Origin of the sequence: Marinobacter sp. DUT-3, assembly GCF_050379435.1 — a bacterium.
In the GTDB taxonomy this organism is placed as follows: Bacteria; Pseudomonadota; Gammaproteobacteria; order Pseudomonadales; family Oleiphilaceae; genus Marinobacter.
Genome location: NZ_JBNRMG010000008.1, coordinates 184,416 through 203,391, shown reverse-complemented (window position 1 = coordinate 203,391; position 18,976 = coordinate 184,416). Strand labels below are relative to the sequence as shown.

Genomic DNA, 18,976 nt, shown 5'->3' with positions numbered 1-18,976 from the left:
ACCGCCAGGGAGAGTGTCTTGCATGGTACAAAACCTGGGCAGCCCGTCAATCAGGGATATTCAGCTGGTTATCAGCAAACACGATCAGATCGCTCTGCGGCGGCTGATCCTGGATATCCGGCACGTTGGTTTCCGACAACGCCGTGGTGATATCACCTCGCGGCACCGTTCGTACCACCTGGCTCGGCGGCAGGGGCCGGCCCTCGGTCAGGTGTTCGTAGACCAGATCCAGTGCCTGGAAGTAGTAATGGTGCAGGGGAACATAACGCTCCGCGACGCCCGGGAAACCATTAAGCACATCCAGATGGTGGGCGTTGAGAATTTCGTAATAACGCAGGCCCGAGTCCTCCCCCTCAACCATCCGGTTCAGGGCCAGGTATGGCCGGGACGTGTGGTTGATCGGCAGGATCGCATCGGCCCGCCCGGTGACGAACACCGCGGGCTTGCCCCGCAGGTCACCACTGGCACGAATGTCTTCAATGCCCTGACTGACCGCATCGGCCAGGGCGGCGTCGGCACCCGCCAGCGGGTTGCCGGTTGCAATATCCACTCCCTGAACCAGGCTGCGCAAACACAGCAGCGCATCCAGACCAAAGTCCAGCTGACCGGTACTGGCCGAAGCACTCATAGCCAGATGGGTCGGCTGACCCAGGGCGTCGTCATACACCAGATTCACCCCGGCACTCGGCGGAATGCCGTTACTGGCCGAGAACAGGGCGGCTTCCTGTGCCGGAGCCAACGGAGTCACCGCACCGGTCCCATCCGTCGCCGCCAGGCTCAAGCTGCAAATCCGATCCTCAACACCCGCCTGACCATAAGCATTCGCATAAGTCATCGAGATGCCCTGGGCCACCGAGAGACCAAAATGCACTGGCGCCAGCAGGTTTTGCTCGGGCTGGATGCCAAAGTCTTCGTTCAGAATCCGCAAGGCATCGGTGGCACGCTCCTCGGTGGTCATACCGGATACCAGGCCCTTGCTGGCCAGCGAGTCGCAAATGTTTTCGCCAATGGCCGGCGGATTGAACACCGCGTTCAGAGGTGCCACATCCCGGATAGCCGGGGCCTGGTTGGCACAGCCCTGATACACCGCCAACGCCGTGGTGTAATCCAGCAGGCTGCGGCTGTGCCCGGAAATGACCGGGCCATTGCCCTGACGAATGGTGAACGAGGTATTCACCCTCGGGTTTACATTGGGCTCGGAAACCGCAACGCCGTCAATCAGACCCCGGTCATCCTGTTCAGCCGCCCGCACTGACGCACCACCGCCATTGGATACGCTGGAGGCAATGACCAGGGTGTTTTTGGGCTTGATGGTAATCAACCGCTCACCGTTGCCGAGTTCGCGACCGAATTTCTCGTTCAGCACATAGAAACCAAACTCGATCGACTGCAGCACATGGGTCCCCCAATCAGCCTCCGGGTTCACTCCGGAGTGGGCATGCTTATAGGCGAAGCGGTCCGGCCACTGGCTGTTGAAGTCCGCCCGCGCGGCATCATCCAGGTCGGCGCGGAACAGCACCGGCTCATCGTCGGTGGTGGTCAGCGTACCGTCGATACGCTGGGTACTGTTGGTTTCCAGGTTGTGGGCACCCGTTCCGGTCCCCTTATCGGTATAGACCACGGCACAACCTTTCTTCAGCCCCCATTCACCGGCGGTGCCAATCGCACCATACACACCCCGCGAACCAGAGGAAGGTGCAGTCACCATGCAGGGCCGGCGGGGATCGAAGCTGTCCGGCACCTGGACCATCACCGTCACCGGCACTTCATGGCCTTGCTCTTCATGACCAGGAACAGTCATCAACGCGAGGGATTCCTCGCCGGCAATCATGCCGTTCCCGCTAACCCCGACCCGGGGCCCAAAGAACGTGCCATAACCGCCGCCCGGCGCGGTATCCACCAGCGCGCGGTAGTTGTTGTAGATCGCCAGCCGTCGGAGTTCCCCGGGGGTCGGGTTGAGGGCATCATCAAAGGCCGGCGGGGTTGCGCTGGCCAGACCGTCGGCGCCAAGGCCGGCTGTCAGCAGGTCGTCGGTCAGGCCGTCGTACCAGGTCTGCTGAATATCACTGGCGATAAAGTCGGGTATTGCATTGAACGGAGGCTTGCCCTCATTGCCAGCGGCGAGCGCAGCCCCGGTTACACCGATCAGGGTGCATAGCAGCAATCGTCTCATGATTCGTTCCTTGTTTGTTGTTGTTAACGGTCAGGCCGAACCTCAGGCACTCCGGCCTGACTGGATGTTATGCGGATGCTGTGCCAACTCACCAAGGCATTGAAAATGCAGAATATTTATCGGAAAGACGAGAAAATCATCGAGGATTATCCGGAATTCCGGACACTGGCGGATCACCAATAACTCTCAGAAGGACTGAAAACAGGCAGTTAATGCGAATGTCCGGATAACCAGACACTGTCCGAAAGCTCGAACAATCACCGCTTCCGCGAGGGCAGTAAGCAGCGACTCCGCCCCGAAAGGGCAGAGTCGCTGACGGCTCAGCGCGCTGAATTGACCCCAATCATGGGTTTGACCGGGGATGACAGGTAGCTCAAGCGCAGGCCATTGGCCGGTATCTCCAGATCGAACGCCACGATGCCGCCCACATCCACCGCCAGGGTTTGCGCCACCTGATTATATTGCTCGATCACCTGGCGACCATCATCCAGAAAGCGCACTTCACCGGCCAGGTCCAGATCCAGGGGCACACTGTGCAGGTTGTGGGGCAGATCCAGTGGGGTCGCCAGATCCGGCGCGTCCAGGTAGATCTTCACATCGGTCTCAAACACCGGAAAACCATCATCACCCGTGCGGATCACTCCGGGGATCAGACGTGTGCGATTGCCCTCTTCATCCTCGGCATAACGCATACGGATAATCTGCGGACCGGTCGGCGTCTCCGCCCATGTCAGATCTGTGCCCACTTTGGCATTCACCGTCAGGGAGGTGGTGGTCAGCAGGGTGGGATGAAGCAGAACCCGGACACCCGCCGCAGGATCATCGGGGTCCACCGGCCCCACAACCTCGGTGTTCAAGGCACCGGTCATGTAGATGAACTGAAGCTCCGGGCACTCTGTTTCAATCCAGGGCGAGTAGATATCCTTACGGTCGCGGTTACAGCCCACACGGGCCTCTTCGCGGTTCCGGCTGACGACCCGGGTAGCCTGGGGCGGTGTGAGTGGCTGGCCGGCATCATCCAGCGTCACATCGGGTGACTCTGTGCAGTCACGCTCATAGACCTTGCGGATAACAACACCATCACTGTCGGTCTCATCCACGATGCCACACTGAATCGCCCCATCGGCGTTCACATCCCGCACCGGGAGATTTCTCAGGGGCAGGAGCACCGTATCGGACGTCGCGCCACCGCGGAAGTAAATGGTCATATCCGGGCCGCCCGGTTGACTCAAACCGGCGAGGGCATCGGTCTCCAGAGCCTGACCTCCGACAGAACAGATGGCGGTGTTGCAGTCCGGGGATTCAGAGGCCTCCGAAGACAGCGTGTATCGGTACCGGGCCCCTTGTTCCCACGGCTGCTCCGGATAAAACCAGAGTTTCCGCGCGGTCATCTCAAGCCGGCCTGCCACCGGTTCCTGGGCAACCTCGACGTTATCACCGGTGCCATCACCCAGTTCGGTCACCTTTTCCACTGTGAAGGTTTCATTCAGGCGGATGGACGCAGGATCCATGGACTGGGAAAAAGTCACCGCGATGGGCCGGTTGGCGGGCAACGAAACCACCGGCATACTCTCGTCATCCAGGTTGTAGTCAACGCCGTTGCCATCGATGGCGCCAACGCAACGCCCATGTTGATCGTTCAACAGATCCAGCCCCTTGGTGACACAGGGAAATCCGGGATAAACCGCCACCGCCAGCGGCGATGACGCAGACGGGTCCGCCTGGACCGGGAGCTCAAACGACAGTTCCTCGGGCACAGCGCCATTACCGGCCAGGTCGGTGAGGTCCGATGTCAGCCGGATCTGATAATGCGTGCCGTGAACAAGCCCGTCGGCCGGCATCACCGACACACTGGTTCCATCCACGGACAGGTCCAGCGCCTCCAAGGGATTCCCATCGGCGAGTACCCGCAGCCCGTCAGCGAGGGATTCGCGCGATATCGGTTCATCGAAAAACAGGGTAATCGGATCCCCTGGCCGATGGGCATTGTGCAGGCCAGTGCCCGCCTCATCGGGCATCCAGCTCAACAGCTCGGGGCCCCGGGTATCCACGAATGGGTCCGGCGCATTCTGTTGGGCTCGGTCCAGGGTTTCGGCCTCAATCCGGAATGCCAGTGAGGCCACCGCATGCTCAAGGCCCAGTAACCGCGGTTCGACCATGCTCAGGGCGTCGATTTCGAGAGTCCCGTTCTTGATGATCGCGGTTCCCACCAGCTCCAGACCCAGAATATTCTGGGACAGAGCAGCATTCGGTTGCGCTTCCTCGGTGCTCATGGCGACATCCATGAACAGACGAATATGGCGAGGGACGTCATCCGCATCGGAATACGGGTTCCGGTACAGGTAACCCACCGCGTCGGTAATCGTGGTGACCCGGATGGCCCCCGTTTTCTGGACCCCGCTGTTGGTCATCAACGGCACCACACCGCCGACGTTCACATCCAGGGAGGTGCTGCTCAGCAACGTCCCGGCGGGGATTTGCAACGGCGTCATTTCGGGGTAATCCGGCGCATAGGCAAGCTCTGCCCACATTTCGCCCGTTTGGTAGGAGGTGGGCGTATTCCCCAGCAACACCGAACTCAGGGCAATGCCGTTAATCGGCTCCCCGTTCAGTACCGAACGCAGGTCCTCGGCATCCGAGTTGGCAACCGCCGCCTGGTACAGGATTTCACCCGGGCCCGAGTCCTGCGGGGTCAGGGTGGTTTCATAGTTTGCCAGCTGATCGCCATAGGCATTGGGCAAATCCCGGACAACGAGCCGATAGGTTTCCCCGGGGTTCAGAGCAGATTCCGATGCGTCCTTACCGGCAACCGGATCGATCACAAGGCGCCGCTCCCCGGACAACACCCGCGCCGGAACCAGATTGCCGGCACTGTCCTCCAGCCTGACTGACTCACCGTAGACTACCCCTGCCGGGTGAACCGGCTGACTGAAGGTCAGTCGGAGAGTGGAAAAATCCACCAGCGGATAGCGTTCTCCGTCAGGAATCCTCCCCTCGACCCGGAATTCGGCCGCCGTGCCGGAGAGTGAGGGAATACCAGTGAAGCTGCCACGGGTCTGGAACTCCAGGCTGCTCTCGCTGCCCAGTTGCTCAATGACAACATCACCGGCCGTGACCGGTCGCTGCAGGCTAACGCTGTAGGTGGCGGCAGGCTTCAGGGCGGCAACAGGGTGAATCACCCAGCTCTGGCCACCATCCACCGGTGTCAGCTCATGGTCGATCCGTTCATCCCCCGCCTTCAGCGCCAGTTCAGGCTGATCCACTGGCTGTGAGAACCTCAAGACCAGATCGGCGCGGGGCGAGACATTCCGCTGACCATCTGCGGGGTAGCTGTAAATCAATGAGGGCGCGGGGCCTGGTGTCTGCATGCTGGAGTCTTCTCCCCCGCATGCTGCCAACAAGGCCGGAACCAGCGTCAGTGCGCCGACTTTCCACAGGTTCATGGCATTCTCCTGTTCAGAATTTAAGCGTGACGGAACCGGCGATGACATGGACATCCCCGTCGGCGGTGACCTGCCCGTTGGTCACCGTTTCGTTACCGGAACCGGTGTTGCTTAACTCGAAATCCCGCTCCTCCAGCCGGTGGTACTGGTACCCGATATCCAGCCTGACCGGATAAGCCAGCACACGCGTTTGCTCGTACTGCGCAGACAGACCCAGACCAACGATGTATCGGTCACTGTCGTAATAGTTCACATCCGGTGTCAGGCCATCCCCGAGGGGTGATTCCTGGTAGGCCAGCCCGGTGGTCAACGCAAAATTGGGATGGAACTGATACTCGCCGCCAATACGGGGGACAATAATGTCGTCAAAGTGCACCTCGGCCTGATCCTTGATCTGATCCCCTTCAAACTTGTCACTCAGGCCAGACCAGTTCTGTTGCTCCAGGCTGCCGCCAATCCGCCAGCCGTCGCCTTTGTATTGCAGCCCCAGCGCCAGGGTTTCGGGCTGGTAGGAATCATAGGTCCGGATGGTGAACTCCAGAGGAGCGGACGCCGGTATCAACCCGGGAATGACCACACTCGAATCCACCGTGGTATTGGTGTCTGAACTGGTGCGATAGACCGCGGCCACCTCCCAGCCACTGAGCAGGCACTGACTCTCCGGACAGACGGTGCGCCCCAGGTCAACACTGGTGGAATAGATCAGGCGAAAAGAGGGTTCGGCGTCGACCGACAGCTTTTCCTGCTCGGTATTCCCCGCCAGGTCACTGACAGCTCGCAGATCCGCGGCGGCATGGAGCGTTACCCGCGCCGAGGCGCCAACACTGATCCCGCGCCAGACATTCGAGGCAGCGCCGATGTTCAGAAACAATGGCTCTCGGCCATACTCCAGGAACTGCCCCTCGCTGGATGTCTGCGATCCAAAGGCCAACATTTCTTTGCCGTACTTTTCCACACCGGCAATAAACCCGAGGTAGATCGGGGGGCCATCTCGAAGCATGGAGGTGAGATCGGTTTTCATGCCGATCAGTACATGCTGACTTTCCTTTTCAAAGCTGAAGGTGCCGTTACTACCCGTGGCCTGAAGATCCGGCTGGGCATGCAACAGGCCTGTGGTCAGCTCACCACGTGGATCTGATGCCAGGTAAGCGGGATTGTAGAAATTGGCCGACACCTGGGTGTTAAACATCGACAACGCCTGTGCCGAGGCAATGTCCGTCGGCAACACGCCATAGGTTGATCCAATATTGCCCATACTCGCATTCGCCAGGGGGGACAGACCGGCCAGGCTTGTGGCGATAACAAGGCGGGACAAAAGCACGGATCTGTGGAGCAGGTACGACATGGCTAAGTTCCTTTAGACACGCGGGAATTGGTGGTCCGAGCGATAGGCCCGAGTCATTCGTGGGGAGGAACCCTAAACTCTCCTTTTCGGGTTCAGATTGGCAGGGTAGCCCCGGATATCCTGGCTACCGGGTCATCACAAATGCGACATATGACAACTTGCTGTTTTATTTAGATTTTCAGAAATTCCGTTTCCGACATGTCGCCAGCGGCTTCAGCAAAATGTGAGAAAAATCACAGACCTGAAATGCATCCGATACCACCACCCGCCCGTAAACACCTCATGACCTAGTGCACTGTCCCTTCGGGAGCTCAAAATGCCCAACCCATTCCGCTACCAGGTAGCCACTACCCTGCTGATGCTGACAAGCCTGTGGGGCTGTGCCACTCACTCCGGGGCGCCTGAAACCACACCGGACCATTCCCATACCGACTTTCGGGTGCTCACGGATATTGCCTATACCCCTGCGGATTGGCCGCAGGCCCTCTACACCGATCTCTACCTACCCGAAACCAGTGGCAAATCTCCTGCGGTACTACTGGTTCACGGCGGCGGATGGGAAAGGCGTTCCCGCAAGGATATGGAGTGGATTGCCAAAGACCTCGCCAGCCGGGGATTCGCGGTGATGAATATCGATTACCGATTTGCGCCGGAGTACACGTTTCCCGCGCAGCTCCACGATGTGCAGGTGGCAATGCGCTGGCTTCACGACCACAGTAGCGAATACGGACTGGCGCGCTCCGCAATCAGCGCCTTCGGTTTCTCTTCCGGTGCTCACCTGGTATCACTGATGGCCCTGGTGGCCAGTTCTGACAGCCCATTGAATGCCCCGTATGGCGGAGACACAAGCCGTCCCAGCGCCGTCGTTGCCGGCGGAATCCCGGCGGACCTGCAGGCATTTGATTCCGGCAAACTGATTCGACAGTTCCTGGGAGGAGAGCAGCAGGATATACCCGACATCTACCAGCAGGCATCACCGGTGACCCATGTCACCCCATCCGCTCCGCCGTTCTTCCTGTTCCATGGTGGCATGGATATGTTGGTGCCTTTTAGCCAGGCAGAGCGGCTGCATGAGGCTCTGAATGAGAACAACGTGGACAATGAACTCTACCGGATGCACCTTCGCGGCCACCTGACCAGTTTCCTGACCGCAGGACGGGCGGTCGAGAGGGCAGCAGATTTTCTGCGCCGGCACAATCCGTCATCAGCCGGTGGTTCCTAACCAATTCTGACGAAGGGCAGCAGACTCAGGGCGGCAATAACAATGATGGCAAGGCAGGCGGCCAGCGTAGTCACGGGTTTTTGCCGCAACCGGAACCAGAATCCACCGACACGACCCGCCGCAAGGTCATCCTCGTATTCCGACCGCTGTCGCGTGCGGCGCTGACTTTGGTAGTCATCCAGCAATGCCCGGGCCCGGGCGGCCTCCTCATCGTCGTGCACCCAGAAGCCCCCCATGCTGATCCCCCAGCGACTGGGCGGCGTTTCGTAGTAGCGAACCTCGTGGGATTCGAACAGTTCGCGGATTTCATCCGCCTCGTCATCGGGTACGTGGCGGAGATTCATCAGATGGTGGGGCATGGTTGGTCTGGTATCAATGGCCGGAATCCCTATATCCTAGCATTCATGAGGATGACCTACCGAACTTGCCGCCAGGACGTTGAATGACCGACACCGCCATCCGCCTGTTGCTGGAATTTGACGACAGGGTACGCCGCGATCAGGAGCAGGCGCCGGCGTTTCTGCACCGGCGCGACCGGAAATATGCCCTGAATTGCCAGCAGCGCGGTGTTACCCCGTCACCGAGGGACTGGCTGGCTCATGTTGAGCGCTTGAGTGGGCCGGGAGGCGGGCCCGGCGCAGATGCGGCTCTCGGAATCTGGCGACGTATTATGGCGGGGTTTCTCCTTGCGGGCGCCTTCCTGGGCGTGATCACCATGCTTGGATTGCTGTTTTACGAAGGCGGCCAGCGGATCAATGTCACCGTTATTCTCGCCTTCGTTTTTCTCCAGTGCCTGTTGGCCGCCTTTACCACGCTCCAGGCCTTTGCCGGATGGCAACCCTGGCGCCCGCTGATAGCCCGGCTTTCCTCCGGGGAACCAACCACGGCCCTGCGCAGGCTCCAGCCACAGCTGATGGCAAGGGCGGCCCATACTGGCGCCGTGGCGTTCGGCATCAGTGGCTTGCTGACGTTGCTGGTGATGGTGGTGGTTCAGGATCTGGCGTTTGGCTGGAGCACCACGCTCAACACGGACAGCCACAGCTTCCTCGGCCTTGTACAGGCCATTGCCGCTCCCTGGCAGTGGCTCTGGCCCGTCGCGGTGCCCGACGCCAACCTGGTGGAGACTACCCGTTTCTTCCGTGCCCAAACCGGCAGTATCACCACTCATCCGGCCCGACTGGGCGACTGGTGGCCATTCGTCGTCATGGTGTGGATAGGCTATGTCCTGCTGCCGCGACTGATACTGGCCATCGTTGCCGATGGCCACCTGCGATTAAGGGCCCGCCGGCTGCTTGACCGTCACCCGGGGCTGACCGCATTACAGTATCGGATGGAAACGCCGGCACTGGAAACCGGCAACGCCCATAACGACGCCGAGCACCAACCGGACACCTCGACGAACAGTCAACTGAAACCACTACCGGAAAGCGACACCGTTATCTGCTGGGCTGGCGCCGGAGAACCAGAGCTTCCGGATGCCCTGAATGGACCCGATACCCTGGTGCTTCGTGCCGGCGGCCGGGCTTCGCTTCAGGACGACACGAACACCCTGGACCAAGCCGCCAATCACCTTGCGAACATCACCCGGCCCGCTGTCATTGTGGTTACCCGCAGCTGGGAGCCACCCACCGGTGAGCTGCAGGATTTTCTCCAACAGGCCCGCGAGCAATGGCCCTCTGCCAGCCACGTGGCGCTGGTTCCGTTGACCGCCTCCGGGCTGGAAAAACCGCCCGCGCACCAGTTACAGCAGTGGCTGCGATTTACCGAACGGCTGGGAACCGACTTTGCCGGCGTCAGCCTTCCGCCGTCGCTACTCCAGAACCCGTACCAACAGGGGGAGCTGTAAGCCATGGACAATGCCCCGGTTTTTGCGGTGGTCGGCCACCCCAACAAAGGCAAATCCAGCGTGGTGGCGACACTGTCCCAGAACGACGCCATCGCCATTGCCCTGGAGCCAGGCACCACCCGTCAGCGTCAGGCCTATCCGTTAACCGTGGATGGCAGGACGCTCTACACACTGGTGGACACCCCGGGGTTCCAGCGCCCACGACGGGTGCTGGAATGGCTGGATGCCCACAGCGTATCGGCCTCGGATCGGGCCGAAACAGTGGCTGCTTTCGTGACTCAACACCGCGACGACGCCCGCTTCACCGACGAGTGCGAGCTACTGACACCCCTGGTGGAAGGTGCCGGTATTATCTACGTGGTCGACGGTTCGGTGCCATACAGCGCGGAGCACGAAGCGGAAATGAGCATCCTGCGCTGGACCGGCCGGCCCAGCCTGGCATTGATTAACAGCATTGGCCCCGACGATTACAGCAATACCTGGCAGGCGGCGCTGGGCCAGTTCTTTCAGGTTGTCCGCAAGTTCGACGCCGTTCGCGCACCATTCGACCAGCATCTCAGCCTTTTGAGAGCCTTTGGTCAATTGGAACCGGCCTGGGAGGCGCCCCTGGAACAGGCCACCGGTTTTCTCGCGGATCAGCGCAGCCAGCGTAAAACCCAGGCCGCCAGGCTGATTGCCAAGGCCCTGGAAGACATAATGTCGCACCAGGAAAAACGCACTCTGACCACAAATCAGGCCACGGAAACCAGCGAGCAGACCCTGGCGGATACCCTCAGGCGCAGTTGGTACCATCACCAGCGTCGGCGGGAACAGACTCTGCGGGTGTCCATTGAACACCTGTACCAGCACAAGCGGATTCAGCGCCAGGAAGCAGAGCTGGAATGGCACAGCGATCACGACCTGTTCAGTGAAGACAGCCGCCGTGCCTGGTCCGTCAGCCGGCGCTACCTGGCCACCGCAGGCTTCGGCGCGGGCGCCGTTGGCGGTGCTGGCATCGACGCGCTCACCTTCGGATCGTCACTGGGTACCGTCGCCCTGGTAGGGGGTATTCTCGGCGCGGCCGGCAGTTATTTCTACGGCGACCGGCTGGCCCTGCCCGCGCTCAACATCGGCACCCTGAGGGATGGTCTGAAAACCGCCACCTTCGGCCCTGTACAGGACAGCCAGTTCGGCTATGTTGTATTAGGGCGTGCTGTGGATCACTGGTGGCATATCAGCCACCGCAACCATGCCGGGCGCGATCAGCTGGACCTTGCACCAGCCGATAGCCACTGGCTGGAAAACCTGGATCGGAAAAGCCGACAGGACATCCAGAGAGCCTTCGACCGGTTTCGTAAACACAGAACGCCCGACGAACGCCTGCGGGTTACCTTTGCCGCCGCCGTTGAACAGGCGATGACCGTTTACGACGATTGGCGGTTGAACCGGACCTGACAGGGATGTTTATACTGTAGAGCTATTCCATCACAGAATGAGGAATGCGAATGAAAATCGTACGAGTGCAAGACATCATCGGTACCGAGCGCGAAGTCAGCGGGCCGGGCTGGACCAGCCGTCGCATGCTGCTGAAGAAGGACGGCATGGGCTTCTCCTTCCACGAGACCATCATCCCCGCCGGCGCTGAGCTCAACCTCTGGTACAAGCACCACCTGGAAGCCGTCTATTGTGTTGCCGGTAACGGCACCATCCTGGACAAGGCTACCGGTGAAACCCACGACATCTCCGACGGAACGCTGTACGCACTCGACAAGCACGACCAGCATACGCTCCGTGGCGGCACCGAAGACATGCGCCTGATCTGCGCCTTCAACCCGCCGGTCACCGGTCGCGAAGTGCACGACGAGGACGGCGCCTACCTGCCGGATACCGGCGAAAACTAAGTCGCCTTCCGTGGCTGATCCCCAAGCCGCAATCACACCGCCACCGCAGGCAAAGCTGCTTCCGGTGGCGGTGTTGCTTTGGCTCGCCGGTGTATACCTGCGCGTACCGATACTCGTGGCACCGCCGCTGGCGCCCTTCATTGGCGACGAGCTGGCCCTGTCCCAGGCGCTGACAGGGGCACTGACCACCCTGCCTATCCTGATGCTGGCCATCGGCTCCATGCCCGGCTCCCTGGCCATCGCCCGTATCGGTCCACGCCATACCCTGGCGCTGGCCATGGTTATCATGGTTATCGGTTCCGCCGGGCGCGGACTGGTGCCGGACACCTTTACCCTGATGCTCGCCAGCGCCGTCATGGGCCTCGGCGTCGCCATGATGCAACCGGCCCTGCCAGCCTTGCTGCCGCGCTGGCTGGAACCTCACCACCTGGCCCTGGGCTCCGCCATCTATATGAACGGCATGTTGATGGGGGAATTCATAGGTGCGGGCATCACCCTGCCGGTGCTCATGCCCCTGATGGACAACAGCTGGCGTGCGACCATGCTGGCCTGGTCGCTACCGGCCTTACTGGTTGCTGCCGCCCTGTATTTGCCCAAAAGAGACCGGGCAAAACCGGTAGGCAAAGTCTCCTGGCTACCGGACTGGAACAACCCGCTCACTCTGAAAATCGGCCTGCTCCTCGGCCTTTCCGGCTCCATGTTCTTCGGCCTCAACGCCTACATGGGCAACCTATTGGAACAGCAAGGCCAGTTCAACAAACTCGCCGACGCCCTGTTCTGGTACAACATCGCCCAGGTCTTCGCCTCGCTGGTCATGCTCAAAATGGCCAGAGCCTGGGTAGGCCGCCGCTCCGCGATCATCGTTACTGCCTCCCTGAGCATCATAGGCACCCTGGGCGCCATTACCTTCACCGGCTGGTGGTCCATCGCCAGCGCCACCCTTATGAGCTTCACCGCCGGCATCCTGCTAATCCTGCTGGTCGCCGTGCCACCGCTGGTCACCTCGTCACAGGAAACCGGCCGTCTGTCCGCCGGCACCTTCCTCGTCGGCTACACTATGGCATTCTCCGTCCCGATGCTGGGAGGCCTGCTGGCCGACTGGACCGGCGATGCCCGACACGCCATCCTCACCATCGTCGCTTACAGCACGCTGGTCCTCCCCCTGGCGTTCACCCTGGACCTGACACGAAAAAAGGACCAGCCCGAAAGCTGATCCTTACAAAAGAACGCCATCACCAATGGCCGAAAGGCCGTGGGGCGGGGTGTCTTTCCGCCGGGAAAAAGATGTCTGAGCGAAGCGAGTTACTTTTCCCAGAGGAAAGACACCCCCCCCCACGGCCAGACTCCCGGTTAGATGTAATAGTCCTTCAACGGAGGGAAACCATTGAACTCCACAGCGCTGTAGGTCGTTGTGTAGGCACCCGTAGACAACCAATACATCCGGTCGCCAATCGCCAGATTCAGTGGCAACGGATACTTGTGATGCTCATACATGATATCCGCGCTGTCGCAGGTGGGGCCGGCGATCACGCAGTCTTCGCCTTCACCGGTTTTTTCTGTCCAGATCGGGAACTTGATGGACTCGTCGAGCGTCTCGATCAGGCCCGAAAACTTGCCCACATCCGTGAACACCCAGCGGTGCAGGGCGGTACGTGATTTACGGGAAATCAGCACGACTTCACTCACCAGCACTCCGGCGTTGGAAATCAACGAACGGCCAGGCTCGATAATAATTTCCGGCAGATTGTCACCAAAGTCTTCATGGAGAAAACGGGCGATTTCTTCCGCGTATACTTTCAGCTCGTTCGTGCGAGTAATGTAGTTGGCCGGGAAACCACCGCCCATGTTGATCATCTTCAGTTCGATGCCGTCTTCTTCCTTCAGGCGTTCAAAGATGACCTTTACCTTACCCAGGGCGGCGTCCCAGGCGCCGATTTCACGCTGTTGGGAACCCACGTGGAAAGACACACCATAGGGCACCAGTCCCAGATCGCGGGCCAGAATCAGCAGATCGATGGCCATGTCGGTCTGGCAGCCAAACTTGCGGGACAGGGGCCAATCCGCCGTCAGCGTGCCCTCGGTGAGGATACGCACATATATCTTCGAGCCCGGGGCGGCCTTGGCAATGTTGCGCAGGTCGGCTTCGGAGTCGGTAGCAAACAGCCGCACACCTTTCTCGTAGAAGGTGCGAATGTCCTTCGCCTTCTTGATGGTGTTGCCGTAGCTGATGCGGTCACCGGTCACACCCAGTGCCATCACCTTGTCCAGCTCATACACCGAGGCGATGTCGAAACACGCGCCTTTGTCACGCAGCATGGTCAGAATCTGCGGGGCAGGGTTGGCCTTCACCGCGTAGTAGACCCTGGCGTAAGGGAAACCTTCCACCAACTCGTCGTACTGACGGTCAACGGTGGCGGTGTCGATCACTACAAAGGGGGTCTCCCTGGTATCGGCAAAGGCCTTGATACGGGCAAAAGTCTCGGCATCGTAGTAATCGGCGAGATGAGCGTTGGCAGACTCGGTCATGGATGGTGTTTCCCTCCAGCGGGCAAACAGGCATAAAAAAAGCACCACAGCAACGCTGCAGCACCCGTTAATAGCGCGATCATCGGGCTTTTCCCCGGGTCCGGATATGAGCATATCTACCCATACTTGCAAGCCACTTCACAGCTCACCCTGGCACGGCCAGTTCCGTTTGGTTGCACTGGCGGAGAGTTATGTAACGTTCTGCTAACAGCCGCTGGAAAGCCCAATCTGATGTGATACGGTGGTCAGAAATTCACCACATTCGCAGAGTCTGTATGTCCGACATTGCATCCATGGTCGCCAGCAGCACCCAGATGAGCCAGCAAAACGTCCAGGAACAGGCCCAGATTGCGGTTATGAAGCAGTCCCGGGACATGGCCCAACAGAACGCCATGCAGTTGCTGGAGAGTGTGACTGAGACCGCAGTAGCGACCACCGGCGCCAATCCCTCTGAACAGGTCGGCGCCACCATTGACGTGAGGGCCTGACGGAGACTACACCGCTATCGGCCACAACGGTGCCGGCCCGGTGGGCCCGTCCGGGTCTTCGGGTTCTGCATGGCGCCGCAGGTAGTCCAGAATCGCGGCTTTCAGATCGGAGCCCTGGCCCAGCCCCTGATTTCCAAATAGCCGGTTGAACTCAAGTACGTAGGGATATCCCTCCACAAGCGCAATATCGAAACCAGCATGGTCCACATCCAGTTCCCTCGCCAGCCGAAGGGCCAGATCAGTCGCCACGGATGGAACCGGGCCGTTATCAATACGCCCGCCCCGTGACACATTATTGTAAAAACCTTGATCCGCCTGGGTTCGCCAGTAAGCAGACACCACCCTGTCCCCGACAATGACCACCCGCACATCCCTGTCGATCGGCAGATATTCCTGGGCGTACAACACAGGGGTCCGCTCGCAATAGCGCTGCCAGTCCGCCCGACTCTCAATCAACCACACGCCTTCCCCCATACTGGCCTTCGGTAACTTGGCAACAAAGGGCAATGCCATGGCATCCCAAACCGTCTGCTGTTCCTCGGGGCCGTTGGCCTCAATCAGTGTCCATGGCGTGTGCTCTGGAGCCACCACCTGGAAGGCACGAGTCATCTCTACCTTGTCGTGGCCGATGCGGTAACTGGCAACACTGGGAAATACCCGGCATTTCAAGCCATGAACCAGCGCATTCAACTGCCAGTATTCGGGGAACAGAACCCAGTCTGCGTCTCTGAGCAGTTCCTTGTGAGCCAGGAGCTGTTCGGGCTTGAGGGTTTTGGTGTCCGGGAAACCCAGGGTGCGGAATATATCGAAGGAAACCAGTTTCATGTGGGTTGGGTGCATGGTTGAGTTGGTCGCATTTTATACAGCGTTTCTTGCCCGCCACCAAGCCAAAACTGACAGAAATCATTGCCACCCACTAAAACTTACCTTAATCTTTAACGCGAACAATTATCATTAGCGATATCGACAAGGAGAAAGTGATATGAAAAAACAAACCCTGGCGCTGCTCACCTGTGCTGCCCTGACTTTTCCAGTGGTCTCGTTTGCTGACGAGGTTGAACACTTCGAAGGCAAGCAATCGGCCACGCTCGAAGCAGCGGTGGCCAACTTTTCGGAGTACAACAAAAAGCTGGAAACGATCCTCAAGGGCGAACTGACCCCGGAAGCCATGAACGAAGTTCACCAGCTTACCTACACGCTGGAAAATGCCCTTGGCAAAATCAATGAGGAATTTGACGGGCTGGCGGTCACCCTGGAAGAAATCCATCTTGCCTCGGAACGCGCTGATACCGAAGGCGTTGCCAGCAATGGTGAAGCCTATCTGGAAACCAGCCGCACGGTGATTGAGTAACCTTGCGGACAACCGACACTTGCGCTGTCGAAGCATGTAGCTCCGGAGTCTCTGGTTACGGGCAGAATCAGCGAGCAGGGCGTTTTTTCGTTCCCTGACTCGCCTCAGCAGCGAGCGGGTCTTCCGGCCATGGGTGTTTGGGGTAGCGTCCGCGCATGTCCTTGCGAACCTCCGGATAGGCGTTTTGCCAGAAGCTGGCCAGATCCGCGGTGACGGCCAGCGGGCGTTGCGCCGGGGAGAGCAGGTGGATAACCACAGGCACCCGGCCACCGGCCACTTTCGGGGTTTCGGTCCAGCCGAACAGGGCCTGGAGCTTGGCCGCCAGCACTGGCCCGTTTTCCGCCATGTAGTCCAGTGAAACCGACTGGCCTGTGGGAATAGTGAGGCGCGTTGGCGCCAGATCCTCCAGCACCTGCTGTTGCTGGTAATTCAGAAGGCTGGCAAGGGCCTGCTTCAGGTTGAGCTTTTCCAGATCACGCCAGCGGTTCATCCCCGCCAGGAAAGGGCCAAGCCAGGTTTCCAGATTCTCCAGCAGCCAGCCTTCGCTGACGTCCGGCCAATCACCAGGGAAACACCGTGCCAGCATGGCAACCCGGGCGAGCCACTGTTCCGCCGTCGGTGTCCAGGGCAGGCTTCTGAGCCCCTTTTTACGCACAGCCGCCAGCAGACCCTGTTGCACCAGTTCCGGGGATGGGGCCGGTAAGGCCGTTTCTTCCAGTACCAGTTGCCCCAGCTTTTTGACACGGCGGGCCACCACGGTTCCGCGACTGTCGTCCCAGACCGCTTCGTCCCGTTCATGGATGTGAGTGGCCAGATCCTGTTCCAGGAGCGCTGGATCAACCGGTGCGGCAAGGTAGATCGTGGCTTCCCTGGCTTTGCCATCCAGCTCGGCCGTGGCCAACCACGGGTAACGGGCCAACGGGTCGTCGTCACGGAGGCTGGCGCCGCGGCCATTGCTGAGCTGATAACGCGGAGCATCGCCTCGCCGTTTACGGGCCACCCGGTCCGGGTAGGCCAGCGCCAGCAGGCGCCCCACCTCGTCATCGGTGGGCATAACGTCGGGGCGGTCCAGACCAGATGCCAACCGCGACACCGACTTGCCAATGGCTTTCACCCTCGCCACATCAACACCATGACCACGGCCCCGAAGTATCCGGACCCGCTCCTGCATATCCGCCCCCGCCGATCGTCCGGCCAGATCCCGCTCTCCCAGCAAAGCCGCCAGCTCTGCCGCAAGGTAGCCATGGCCAATATCGCAGCCGCGAAGAATCATGTGGGCCAGCCGGGGATGAATCCCCATATCCCGGGCAGCCTTGCCATGTTCGGTGATCCCGCCGTCTGCATCCAGCATGTCCAGCCATTGCAGCAGTGCCACCGCCTGCTGCCAGTGTGCCGCCGGCGGCAGATCAATCCACTCCAGCTGGCCCGGAGAGCGTGCGCCCCACTGGGCGAGTTCCAGTACCAGTGGCGCCAGATCCGCTTCCTGTATTTCCGGCGGCGTGAAATCCGCCAGGCCGAATTGCTCGGATTCACTCCACAGCCGATAACACACTCCCGGCTCCAGACGCCCGGCGCGGCCCTTGCGTTGCTCGGCAGAGGCCTTGGAAACCCGACCGGTCACCAGCCGGGTCATGCCGCTATTGGGATCAAACACGGCGCGGCGCTGCTGGCCGCTGTCGATCACCACACGAATGCCGTCGATAGTCAGGCTGGTCTCGGCAATCGCGGTGGCCAGCACCACTTTGCGTTGTCCCTCCGCAGCCGGCGCAATTGCGCGGTCCTGCTCGTCGGACTTGAGATTGCCGTACAGCGGTGCAATCACTACGTGCTCCGGCACCTGCCCCCGCAATTGCTGCTCCACGCGCCGGATCTCACCCGCACCGGGCAGAAACACCAGTAACGAACCACCCTGATCCCGCAAAGCTTCATGGATCACACCGGTGATCTGATCCGCAATCCGGGCGTTCCTTGGCAATGGCCGATACAGCACATCAACGTCGAACGCCCGCCCCTCGCTGGTGATCACCGGCACCTCCCCCAGTACCCGGGCCAGGGGCGCGGTATCCAGCGTCGCCGACATCACCAGCACCCGCAGGTCCTCCCGCAACGCCTGCTGGGATTCCCGCACCAGCGCCAGCCCCAGATCCGCCTGCAGGGACCGCTCATGGAATTCGTCAAACAGGACGGCGGCATAGTCCTCCAGCATCGGGTCGTTCTGGATCAGCCGGGTCAGGATACCTTCGGTCACCACTTCAATGCGGGTTTGCGCCGACACCCGGGTATCCAGCCGCGTCCGGTACCCGACGGTCTGCCCCGGCTTCTCCCCGAGCTGGCCAGCCATAAACCGTGCCGCTGACCGTGCCGCCAACCGCCTGGGTTCCAGCATCAGGATCCTGCGGTCCTCCCGCCAGGGTGCTTCCAGTAATGCCAGGGGCACACGGGTGGTCTTGCCCGCGCCCGGTGGGGCCTGTAACAGGGCGGTGGTGGAGTTCGCCAGGGTTCGGGTTAGTTCTGGGAGGATTTGGTCTATGGGGAGCATGCTTTCTGCTTTGTACAGGACTGTGATGTTTGGGGGAGGGCACGGGGGTGATATCTATTTTTTGGCGGAAAAGAACTCGCTTCGCTCAGACACCTTTGTCCGCCAAAAAATAGATATCACCCCCATACCCAGCTGTAACTCCAGTTGTCGTTTTCAACATACC

The 18,976-nt window shown here is 60.3% G+C and carries 14 protein-coding genes; 7 read left to right on the top strand and 7 right to left on the bottom strand.

Features of this window, described 5'->3' with window-relative positions; genetic code table 11:
• Positions 1 to 46: 46 nt before the first annotated feature.
• From ACQUWM_RS13115 to ACQUWM_RS13105, 3 genes are all read right to left on the bottom strand, one after another.
• Positions 47 to 2,173: a 3-hydroxybutyrate oligomer hydrolase family protein gene (locus ACQUWM_RS13115; RefSeq protein ID WP_428922453.1), complete on the bottom strand. Its 2,127-nt coding sequence runs from the start codon at positions 2,171 to 2,173 to the stop codon at positions 47 to 49.
• A gap of 320 nt (positions 2,174 to 2,493) precedes the next feature.
• Positions 2,494 to 5,616, bottom strand: coding sequence for an Ig-like domain-containing protein (locus ACQUWM_RS13110; protein ID WP_428922452.1), 3,123 nt, complete (start codon positions 5,614 to 5,616; stop codon positions 2,494 to 2,496).
• Positions 5,617 to 5,629: 13 nt separating this feature from the next.
• The gene (locus ACQUWM_RS13105; RefSeq protein ID WP_407001727.1) at positions 5,630 to 6,961 is read right to left on the bottom strand and encodes an outer membrane protein transport protein; all 1,332 of its coding nucleotides are present in this window, start codon (positions 6,959 to 6,961) and stop codon (positions 5,630 to 5,632) included.
• Between the two features lie 316 nt (positions 6,962 to 7,277).
• Between ACQUWM_RS13105 and ACQUWM_RS13100 the strand changes: the two genes are divergently transcribed.
• A complete protein-coding gene (locus tag ACQUWM_RS13100; RefSeq protein WP_428922451.1) occupies positions 7,278 to 8,183 on the top strand; it encodes an alpha/beta hydrolase fold domain-containing protein in 906 nt (301 codons plus the stop codon).
• Here the strand turns inward: ACQUWM_RS13100 and ACQUWM_RS13095 are convergent.
• The gene (locus ACQUWM_RS13095) at positions 8,180 to 8,542 is read right to left on the bottom strand and encodes a DUF6164 family protein (protein ID WP_428922450.1); all 363 of its coding nucleotides are present in this window, start codon (positions 8,540 to 8,542) and stop codon (positions 8,180 to 8,182) included. The two genes, ACQUWM_RS13100 and ACQUWM_RS13095, sit on opposite strands and share 4 nt — an antisense overlap.
• 83 nt (positions 8,543 to 8,625) lie before the next feature.
• Here ACQUWM_RS13095 and ACQUWM_RS13090 point away from each other — a divergent pair, with 83 nt between their 5' ends.
• The 4 genes from ACQUWM_RS13090 to ACQUWM_RS13075 are packed head-to-tail and all read left to right on the top strand — an operon-like array spanning position 8,626 to position 13,122.
• On the top strand, positions 8,626 to 10,029 hold the full coding sequence (locus ACQUWM_RS13090) for a DUF2868 domain-containing protein (protein ID WP_428922449.1): 1,404 nt from the start codon (positions 8,626 to 8,628) through the stop codon (positions 10,027 to 10,029).
• A 3-nt stretch (positions 10,030 to 10,032) separates the two neighbouring features.
• Entirely contained in the window at positions 10,033 to 11,463 is a 1,431-nt protein-coding gene (locus ACQUWM_RS13085; protein ID WP_428922448.1) for a GTPase/DUF3482 domain-containing protein, read from the top strand.
• A 50-nt stretch (positions 11,464 to 11,513) separates the two neighbouring features.
• Positions 11,514 to 11,909, top strand: coding sequence for an ectoine synthase (locus tag ACQUWM_RS13080; RefSeq protein WP_428922447.1), 396 nt, complete (start codon positions 11,514 to 11,516; stop codon positions 11,907 to 11,909).
• Positions 11,910 to 11,919: 10 nt separating this feature from the next.
• Positions 11,920 to 13,122: a CynX/NimT family MFS transporter gene (locus tag ACQUWM_RS13075; protein ID WP_428922446.1), complete on the top strand. Its 1,203-nt coding sequence runs from the start codon at positions 11,920 to 11,922 to the stop codon at positions 13,120 to 13,122.
• A 137-nt stretch (positions 13,123 to 13,259) separates the two neighbouring features.
• On the opposite strand, the gene ACQUWM_RS13070 is transcribed toward ACQUWM_RS13075, so the two are convergent.
• A complete protein-coding gene (locus tag ACQUWM_RS13070) occupies positions 13,260 to 14,435 on the bottom strand; it encodes a type III PLP-dependent enzyme (protein ID WP_428922445.1) in 1,176 nt (391 codons plus the stop codon).
• Between the two features lie 275 nt (positions 14,436 to 14,710).
• Between ACQUWM_RS13070 and ACQUWM_RS13065 the strand changes: the two genes are divergently transcribed.
• A complete protein-coding gene (locus ACQUWM_RS13065) occupies positions 14,711 to 14,923 on the top strand; it encodes a putative motility protein (protein WP_428922444.1) in 213 nt (70 codons plus the stop codon).
• A 6-nt stretch (positions 14,924 to 14,929) separates the two neighbouring features.
• On the opposite strand, the gene ACQUWM_RS13060 is transcribed toward ACQUWM_RS13065, so the two are convergent.
• Positions 14,930 to 15,748 carry an ATP-grasp domain-containing protein gene (locus ACQUWM_RS13060; protein ID WP_428922443.1) on the bottom strand — a complete coding sequence of 273 codons (819 nt, stop codon included), beginning with the start codon at positions 15,746 to 15,748 and terminating at the stop codon, positions 14,930 to 14,932.
• A 157-nt stretch (positions 15,749 to 15,905) separates the two neighbouring features.
• On the opposite strand from ACQUWM_RS13060, the gene ACQUWM_RS13055 reads away from it, so the two are divergent.
• Entirely contained in the window at positions 15,906 to 16,274 is a 369-nt protein-coding gene (locus tag ACQUWM_RS13055; RefSeq protein WP_428922442.1) for a DUF6746 family protein, read from the top strand.
• Positions 16,275 to 16,341: 67 nt separating this feature from the next.
• Here ACQUWM_RS13055 and hrpB read toward each other — a convergent pair whose 3' ends face one another.
• Positions 16,342 to 18,813: an ATP-dependent helicase HrpB gene (gene hrpB, locus ACQUWM_RS13050; RefSeq protein WP_428922441.1), complete on the bottom strand. Its 2,472-nt coding sequence runs from the start codon at positions 18,811 to 18,813 to the stop codon at positions 16,342 to 16,344.
• Positions 18,814 to 18,976 lie beyond the last annotated feature (163 nt).

Coding starts and splice junctions, on each gene's coding strand:
- ACQUWM_RS13115 (WP_428922453.1), bottom strand. CDS start 2,173: ATGAGACGATTGCTGCTATGCACCCTGATCGGTGTAACCGGGGCTGCG.
- ACQUWM_RS13105 (WP_407001727.1), bottom strand. CDS start 6,961: ATGTCGTACCTGCTCCACAGATCCGTGCTTTTGTCCCGCCTTGTTATC.
- ACQUWM_RS13065 (WP_428922444.1), top strand. CDS start 14,711: ATGTCCGACATTGCATCCATGGTCGCCAGCAGCACCCAGATGAGCCAG.
- ACQUWM_RS13080 (WP_428922447.1), top strand. CDS start 11,514: ATGAAAATCGTACGAGTGCAAGACATCATCGGTACCGAGCGCGAAGTC.
- ACQUWM_RS13070 (WP_428922445.1), bottom strand. CDS start 14,435: ATGACCGAGTCTGCCAACGCTCATCTCGCCGATTACTACGATGCCGAG.
- ACQUWM_RS13060 (WP_428922443.1), bottom strand. CDS start 15,748: ATGAAACTGGTTTCCTTCGATATATTCCGCACCCTGGGTTTCCCGGAC.
- ACQUWM_RS13110 (WP_428922452.1), bottom strand. CDS start 5,616: ATGAACCTGTGGAAAGTCGGCGCACTGACGCTGGTTCCGGCCTTGTTG.
- ACQUWM_RS13055 (WP_428922442.1), top strand. CDS start 15,906: ATGAAAAAACAAACCCTGGCGCTGCTCACCTGTGCTGCCCTGACTTTT.
- ACQUWM_RS13085 (WP_428922448.1), top strand. CDS start 10,033: ATGGACAATGCCCCGGTTTTTGCGGTGGTCGGCCACCCCAACAAAGGC.
- ACQUWM_RS13090 (WP_428922449.1), top strand. CDS start 8,626: ATGACCGACACCGCCATCCGCCTGTTGCTGGAATTTGACGACAGGGTA.
- ACQUWM_RS13100 (WP_428922451.1), top strand. CDS start 7,278: ATGCCCAACCCATTCCGCTACCAGGTAGCCACTACCCTGCTGATGCTG.
- hrpB (WP_428922441.1), bottom strand. CDS start 18,813: ATGCTCCCCATAGACCAAATCCTCCCAGAACTAACCCGAACCCTGGCG.
- ACQUWM_RS13095 (WP_428922450.1), bottom strand. CDS start 8,542: ATGCCCCACCATCTGATGAATCTCCGCCACGTACCCGATGACGAGGCG.